The organism is Vibrio sp. 2134-1 (assembly GCF_033339495.1).
Map to the genome: position 1 here is coordinate 1 of NZ_JAWOUS010000171.1, position 964 is coordinate 964.

Here is a 964-nt window from a genome sequence, read left to right on the forward strand (position 1 = left end):
CGACCCTGATGACTACTCGCTAAAACCGTTTAATCACACCTTTTTTCGCAACCGACTGCTGTCAGCCATGAAACGCAGAAGCGTGCTACTACCGATTTACGAAAAACTGCGTGAGATGGACTTTGAAGGCGTGATTGAAGCCACTGATACCCTTCTTCCCTTTCATCCCGAATATTCAAAACTGATCAGACGTTACCGTGCGCATGCAATGGTGCAAAACAAACAGTTTTCTAGCGCCCGTAGCGAATACGAAAAGCTACTCAAAGAAGACAATTTTGACTGGATTAAAACTGCACTCGCCAACACGCTAATTGAGACCGATGACTTAGAAAAAGCACAAGAAGTTCTGGAAAGCTTGAGCAGTAAAAAAGAGAACCCCTACTATCACGATGAAATGTCTAACATGGCGGTGCTCAGTGAAGACATTCCTAAAGCGATCAAACACCTAAAGCAATCGACTATGTTGTTGGATGCTGGTTCTGAGCGTGAACTGGTGATCACCAACCTCTCTTTAGCCAGCGAATCTTACGATGACGCGGTCACTTACATTAAGCGCTACTACGAAAAGAACGAAAATACCTTCCGAGGCGGCATCTTCACCAAACTGAATTTTGTGCGCTGCCACTTATATAGAGCGCTCAATGCACCGTCAAATCAATGCTTTGAAAACCTCCTGTTTGGATTAAACCCACTGATTGGTGAAATAGAGAAGAACTCGCAATTCAAAGCCCAATTTGTATTGATTGACGCGCACATCGCGCTGATTCGTGGTGATTTAAAAGCCGCTATTTCTCAAGTCAGAGCGGTACTAGCCAGCAATCAACTGTCGCACTTCTATGATCTTTACCATCTGTGCGTACTGCTCGAACGTTGTTCATTTTTAAGTGAAATGAAATCGATGTTGCCACGTGCTCGCCGAGCCATTGCCGAGGCGCAACATCCAAGTATTTTCCGAAGCCAAGTG

1 protein-coding gene is annotated in these 964 nt (G+C 44.9%); it reads left to right on the forward strand.

Features of this window, described 5'->3' with window-relative positions; translation table 11 throughout:
• Positions 1-964, forward strand: a 964-nt coding sequence (locus R7R78_RS24710) for a tetratricopeptide repeat protein (protein ID WP_318119555.1), incomplete at both ends; no start/stop codon positions are given.